We start from the raw sequence: 6,384 nt of genomic DNA on the forward strand, positions 1-6,384 counted from the left end.
GAGGGATTCGCCATCGTGTAGATCGAACATCACCTTCAGCTGCGGATAGTAGCGGCGGTTGATGTCGACGATATTGGAGTCGGCCACGGTACAGTCGAGCCGACTCTCCCAAACGCGTCGCAGCAGCTGCTCGGTGCCGCGGCGCTTGTCCTGTCGCCAGCGCAACGCCGGATACTCCGCCTGCAGGGTTTGCAGGCGTTCCACGTAGCTGCTGTCCGCGATCACCCGCAGCGACACGTCGCTTAGCTCCTGCACGTTTTGCGGCCGAGCGCGTTGCGGATTGCATACCACTTGTTGTTGCACGGTCTGATACGGCGCGGCAAAGCGAAAGCGCTCTTGCCGTGCCGGGGTAACGCTCAGGCCGGCCGCCGCCATGTCCGCCTTGCCGTTATCAAGCGCGTCTAATACGCCGTGGATAGAGCTTTCGACCCGATACTCCACCTCTACGCCAAGGTGTTGGGCAAAGGCCTGGGTCAACGCCCATTCCGGGCCGGTTGGCTGCTTGTGGCGATTCAGATAATAGGTGGTCGGCGCATTGCGTGTGACCACGCGCAATACGCCCTGTTCACGGATCTGTTCGAGCCGGCCGGCGTCTGCGTTATCCGGCGTATTGCCAGTGCAGCCGGCCAATACGGCCGTGCCGATCGCGACAACCATCCATACGATTGTTCGGCTCATGCATCCCCCAACGGTGCGCCCCGCGTTCACACTAGCAGACGAGACGATCGCGCCCGCAGGCCTGCCCACTTCCGAACAAAACCGGATAGCGCCCGCGAAACCATTGGGCGACGCTGGCGAATCGAGCGATGCATCGCCGGGCAAGCACCCCGCGTAAGCGCAGCATCCCATTCCTGGCAGACGCCACTCCACGCTGACGTCGATGAGCGAAGATACGTCCCATTCTGCTGTTGTAACCCGGCATCGCTGCGGCAAGGGTTTTACCTACCGCTACCGTAATGGCCGGACGCTGCGCGACAAGCGCCGCCGGCGTTGGATTGCTTCGCTGGCTATCCCGCCCGCGTGGCAGCAGGTGGAGATTTCGCTGGACGACGATGCCCATGTCCACGCAACCGGGCGCGATGCCGCGGGACGCAAGCAATACATCTACAACCCGCGCTGGCGCGAGCGCCGCGAGCAGGCCAAATACGATCGTATTCTCGCCTTCGCGGGGCAGCTGTCGACCATGCGTCGTGCCACGGGCCAGCATCTTACCCATGAGCAGATGACGCGGGAGAAGGTGCTCGCCTGCATGGTGCGCCTGATCGACAGCGCCTATTTTCGACCCGGCAGCGAAAGCTATTCGCGCGAGAACGAGTCCTATGGCTTGACCACGATGCGCTCCAAGCATCTGACCATCGAGGGCGACGAACTGATCTTCGACTATGCCGGCAAGAGCGGCCAGCATCAGCACCGCGTGGTCGAGGACGAACGGCTGGCGCAGGTAGTGGCCGAACTCGATGACCAGCCCGGCTACGAAATCTTCAAGTATTACGACGACGACGGCGCCAAGGTGTACGTCGACAGCGCTGACCTCAACGAATACATCCACGAGATCATGGGCGACGACTACAGCGCCAAGGATTTCCGGACCTGGGCCGGTACGTCGCTCGCCGCGCTCGCCCTGGATGAGATCGGCCCGGGCGACGACGACAAGATCAGCCAGAAGAACATTCGCGAAGCCGTGGACCGAGTCGCCAAACGCCTGGGCAACACGCCGGCGATCGCGCGCTCAAGCTATATTGACCCGCGGGTGATCGAAACCTATCTCGACGGTCGCACCCTCAGCCATTTCCAGGCCCTGATCGAAGCAGAGCTCGAGGCCGGCGATCTGACCGGCCCGGAAGAGCGGGCGGTGATGAAAATGCTGGAGAGCCGGGTCAGGCGCGAGCAGTAGCCAGGCGCGGGGTTGTCGGAATCGCCTGGCATTGCTGGCGCCGAGAATTGCGCCCCGGCGCGCCCCGGCGCGCGCAAGCAGCGCGCCGGGGCGGCGTCATGCCCGCCGCGGTGTGGCTTATGCCGCCGCGCCGCCGGCCTCGTGGCCATAGCCGTGGTAGGCGGTGTTGCCGGAGCGGCCCGAAGCGTCTGGCCGAGCGACTGCAGCGGCGGCGCCGGATGACGAGCCAACATCGGAACTTAGCCGGAATGAAGCGAGCAGCGCCTGGAGCTGGTCGGCCTGTTCGCGCATCTGCACGGCAGCGGCGCTGGTCTGTTCCACCATTGCCGCGTTGTGCTGGGTGGCGCCGTCGAGCTCCGTGACCGCCGTATTGATCTGGCTGACGCCTTCGCTTTGTTCACGAGCACCGTTACGGATCTGGGCGACCACTTCGGTGACCCGTTCGATACGCGAGACGATATCTTCCATGGTGACGCCGGTTTCGCGCACCAGGCGCGTGCCGGATTCGGTATGGGTAACCGACGAATCGCTGAGTGCGCGAATCTGGCGGGAGGCATCGGCGGCGCGACTGGCCAGGTTGCGTACTTCCTGGGCTACGACCGAGAACCCGCGCCCGTGTTCGCCGGCTCGTGCGGCCTCGACCGAGGCATTCAGCGCGAGCAGGTTGGTCTGAAAGGCGATGCCGTCCATCAACGTGGTGATCGTATTGATTTCGCTGGCCGAGGTCGCGATATCGCTCATCGTGGTGGCCATGTCGCGCATTGCCTGTTGGCCCTGATGCGCGGCGTCCACGGTCGAGCGGGTGAGCTCGTTGGCTTGATCAGCGGCTTCTGCCGTGTTCGCGACCGTGGCGGTGATTTCTTCCATGGATGCCGACGTCTGTTCCAGGCTCGCCGCAGATTGCTCGGTTCGGCTGGCCAGCGCCTGGCTGCCCTGGGCGATTTCGTTGGCCGCGCCGTGGACGCCGAATACCGACGTGCGCACCGTCTGGAGCGTTGTGTCCATGCGGCCGACGAAGGCGTTGAAGTTGATCGCGAGATCGCCGAGCTCGTCGGTACGCCGCGTGTCGATACGCGCGGTGAGGTCGCCGTCGCCTTCGGTGATTTCCTTGATGCGGTGGGTCACCGTACGAATCGCTCGCGACATCATCAGCGGGCCCACCAGGGCCACGATGACAGTGATCAGGCCGATCAGAATCGAAAAGCCGATGACCGCGTATTCCTGGGTGTTGGCCCGTGCCAGCGCGGCCGACTCCAGCGCGTGGATCTTTTCTTCGGCGGCCATGCTGGCCCGGTCGTAGACCTCGCGCAGCTCCACGAAGGCGTGCTCGACTTCGTTGTCCAGTACCTCCCGTGCACCTTCGTAGTCGCCATCGCGGCGCAGTTGGAGCACGCGTCGGGAGGCGTTCAGCCAGGTGTCGTACAAGGCATCGAAGCCTACGAGCGAGGCCAGGACTTCCGGATAAGCGGCCAGATTGTTTTCGAACTTTGCGAGGCGCTGTTTGGCCTGCGCTGCGTTCTCGTCGAACTCTGCGAGCCAGCCGGCGGCGGTTTCGCTGCCCGGGTCCATGCGCATGTATTCGAGCGTGGCCACATGGGCCTGATAGAGATCGCGATCGGCGTTCAGGACGGCCGCGGTGGAATCGATGAACGGCCCGCCGAATTCGCGCATTCGCTCCTTCAGGGTGTGTACCAGCATGAGGTCGACTGCGACCACCGCGAACATGGCCAGCGCGACGGTAATGAATGCGATGGCGTATTTCACGTTGATCTGATTTAGGCGCTTGAGCATGTTGATCCCCTTAGATGCCCCATGGGCACGGCCCGATCGTCCGGAATGAACGATTCGAAGCACTATCGGCGCTGCGTATGCGCGCTTGAACAAAAGCGGGCGACTTTCGATTGCGGCCCGGCAGACGGTGTGGAATCATCCGCGCCATGAGCACACGCATCTATTTCCTGGTCGGCTTTCTGGCCGCGGGGGGCGCACTGGGGTTCGCCTATTATCTTCAGTACGTCCACGGGTTGGAGCCGTGCCCGCTGTGTATTTTCCAGCGCGTGGCGATGGCGGGTGTTGGCGTTTTCTGCCTGATTGGCTGGCTGCACGGCGCGCAGGGCGTCGCCCACAGGATCTACGCGGGCCTGGCCTGCCTGTCGGCCGTTGTCGGTGCTGCCATCGCGGCACGCCACGTATGGCTGATGCATCTGCCGCCGGATCAGGTGCCTGCGTGCGGGCCCGGACTGGGCTATCTGGTCGATATCATGCCGTTGACGGAAGTGTTGGCCACGGTGCTGCGCGGCGATGCCAGCTGTGCGGAGGTCAAGGGCGCGTTTCTAGGCATCAGTCTGCCGGCCTGGACGGGCGTGTATTTCGTGCTGCTCGCCTTCGGTGCGCTGGCCGGGATGTTCGGTTTCGGCGCGGCGGACCGGCAGCGCGACTGAGTCGAACCCGATAGGCCGCAGCGATTGCGTGAGCCCGCGTCGCTGGCGCAGAGGGATGTTCCTGGGCCCCAAACTCGATTTTCTGCGCTGGGCCTGTCGCCGGCGTGGGCCGAATGGCGGCCCGATGCTCCGGTTTTGGCGGCGCCCCGAACGCTGGCCGCGGCGAGCCGGCTCGCGCATACTCGGGGCGATTCAACGTATTCACTCTATCCAGAAGGGCTGTGCATGACTCCTGTAACCGATCTTTGCGATGAATTCAGCGACAAGCTGCAGATCGCCGAACCGATGTTTACCGATTTCGGCGGTACCCTCGATTTCGCCGGCCCGATCAGCACGGTGAAATGCTTTGAAGACAACTCGCTGGTTCGAGCCGCGCTGGAAGAACCGGGTGAGGGGCGCGTACTGGTGGTTGATGGCGGTGCCTCCGATCGCTGCGCGTTGCTCGGCGACAATCTCGCCCAGCTGGCGATCGACAACGAATGGGCCGGCATTCTGGTCTATGGCTGCATTCGCGATTCGGCCGAAATCTCCCAGATGGGCGTGACCGTTAAAGCCCTCAATACCCACCCCAAGAAATCGAACAAGAAGAATCAGGGCGAGCGCGACGTACCGGTACGTTTCGCGGGCGTGTCCTTCATGCCCGGCGACTGGATCTATGCCGACCTCGACGGCGTGGTCGTGAGTGCTTCCGAACTGTCGCTATCCTGATCGACGGCGCTTGCAACAACGCCCCGGCGCGCTGCGCTGGGGCGTAAAGTTATCGTAAAGCAATAGCCTGCCTGTATTGTTTAAGCCTAGAAATAGCATTAGAACTTGATCGATCCACCGACCGAGTGCAGGCGCTGCCCGCGTCTGGTTGCGCTGCGCCACGACGTTCGTGCCGCGTATCCGCGCTACCATGCGGCCCCGGTGCGCTCCTTCGGGCCAGCCACCGCGCGTCTGCTCGTGGTGGGGCTGGCGCCGGCGCTGCACGGTGCCAACGCGAGCGGCCGGCCGTTCAGCGATGAACAGTCGGGGGCGCTGATCTATCGCATGCTTTACGACTACGGCTTTGCCTCGCGCGCCCAGGGACCCGATGCCGGGCCCGAACTGCGGGACTGTCGCATCACCAACGTGGTCAAATGCCTGCCGCCGCAGAACAAGCCGGTAGCCCAGGAGATCAATGCCTGCAATCCGTTTCTGGCCAGCGAGCTTGCGCCGGCGCGGATACTGCTGGTGCTCGGTGGGGTGGCACACAAGGCAGTGGTACGCGCGCTGGGAATGCGCCAACGCGATCGCGTGTTTGCCCATGGCGCCGAGCATGCGCTGCCCGGCGGGCGGGTGCTGGTCGATTCCTACCACTGCAGCCGCTATAACCTGAATACCCGTCGCCTGACCGAGGCCATGTTCGCCCGGGTGTTCGTACGCGTACGGCAACTCGTCGATGCCGGGGGCTTGCCTGTGAACGACGCGCCGCCATGATGATGCGATGACCGACGAGACGACCCCGCAGACCGACGCGACCGGTTTCGACCCGCGCAGCTACCTGCGCCAGCTCACCCAGGCGCCGGGCGTGTACCGCATGTACAACGCCCAGGGCGACGTGCTGTATGTGGGCAAGGCCAAGAACCTGAAAAAACGCGTGTCCAGCTATTTCCTGCGCGCATCGGGCAACGCCAAGACCGAGGCGATGCTCGATCAGGTGGCCGATATCCAGGTCACGATCACGCATACCGAAGACGAAGCGCTGCTGCTCGAGTCCACGCTGATCAAAAAGCATCGGCCGCGATACAACGTCTATCTGCGCGACGACAAGAGCTACCCCTACCTCATGATCACCGGGGACAACGACTATCCACGGGTGGTCTATCACCGCGGCGCACAGAAACGAAAGGGGCATTATTTCGGCCCGTTCCCAAGCTCCGGCGCGGTCAAACAGACCCAGGACACGCTGACCCGGCTGTTCAAGCTGCGCAACTGCCGCGACAGCTTCTTCGAAAACCGCTCGCGGCCCTGTCTGCAATATCAGATCAAGCGCTGTACCGCGCCCTGTGTGGGTTATATCAGCAA

General features: G+C 63.5%; 7 protein-coding genes. 5 read left to right on the forward strand and 2 right to left on the reverse strand.

Annotated features, from left to right (window positions below; translation table 11 throughout):
* On the reverse strand, positions 1-678 hold a 678-nt coding region (locus tag ABNU97_RS16675), incomplete at its 3' end, for a transporter substrate-binding domain-containing protein (protein WP_348767794.1).
* 202 nt (positions 679-880) lie between these two features.
* Here ABNU97_RS16675 and ABNU97_RS16680 point away from each other — a divergent pair.
* Positions 881-1,894, forward strand: a complete 1,014-nt coding sequence (locus ABNU97_RS16680) for a DNA topoisomerase IB (protein ID WP_348767795.1) — start codon at positions 881-883, stop codon at positions 1,892-1,894.
* Between the two features lie 117 nt (positions 1,895-2,011).
* On the opposite strand, the gene ABNU97_RS16685 is transcribed toward ABNU97_RS16680, so the two are convergent.
* Positions 2,012-3,685: a methyl-accepting chemotaxis protein gene (locus ABNU97_RS16685; protein ID WP_348767796.1), complete on the reverse strand. Its 1,674-nt coding sequence runs from the start codon at positions 3,683-3,685 to the stop codon at positions 2,012-2,014.
* A 146-nt stretch (positions 3,686-3,831) separates the two neighbouring features.
* On the opposite strand from ABNU97_RS16685, the gene ABNU97_RS16690 reads away from it, so the two are divergent.
* From ABNU97_RS16690 to ABNU97_RS16705, 4 genes are all read left to right on the forward strand, one after another.
* Positions 3,832-4,335: a disulfide bond formation protein B gene (locus ABNU97_RS16690; protein WP_348767797.1), complete on the forward strand. Its 504-nt coding sequence runs from the start codon at positions 3,832-3,834 to the stop codon at positions 4,333-4,335.
* 225 nt (positions 4,336-4,560) lie between these two features.
* Complete coding sequence (gene rraA / locus ABNU97_RS16695) at positions 4,561-5,043, forward strand: ribonuclease E activity regulator RraA (protein ID WP_293625772.1); 483 nt, start codon at positions 4,561-4,563, stop codon at positions 5,041-5,043.
* A gap of 105 nt (positions 5,044-5,148) precedes the next feature.
* Entirely contained in the window at positions 5,149-5,796 is a 648-nt protein-coding gene (locus ABNU97_RS16700; RefSeq protein ID WP_348767798.1) for a uracil-DNA glycosylase, read from the forward strand.
* Positions 5,797-5,803: 7 nt separating this feature from the next.
* The coding region (locus tag ABNU97_RS16705) for a GIY-YIG nuclease family protein (protein ID WP_348767799.1) at positions 5,804-6,384 on the forward strand (581 nt) is incomplete at its 3' end.

It is taken from the genome of uncultured Salinisphaera sp., assembly GCF_964012375.1.
In the GTDB taxonomy this organism is placed as follows: domain Bacteria; phylum Pseudomonadota; class Gammaproteobacteria; order Nevskiales; family Salinisphaeraceae; genus Salinisphaera.

Excerpts from the sequence above, each read along its gene's own strand:
- ABNU97_RS16680 (WP_348767795.1), top strand. The coding sequence starts at position 881 with ATGAGCGAAGATACGTCCCATTCTGCTGTTGTAACCCGGCATCGCTGC.
- ABNU97_RS16685 (WP_348767796.1), bottom strand. The coding sequence starts at position 3,685 with ATGCTCAAGCGCCTAAATCAGATCAACGTGAAATACGCCATCGCATTC.
- ABNU97_RS16690 (WP_348767797.1), top strand. The coding sequence starts at position 3,832 with ATGAGCACACGCATCTATTTCCTGGTCGGCTTTCTGGCCGCGGGGGGC.
- rraA (WP_293625772.1), top strand. The coding sequence starts at position 4,561 with ATGACTCCTGTAACCGATCTTTGCGATGAATTCAGCGACAAGCTGCAG.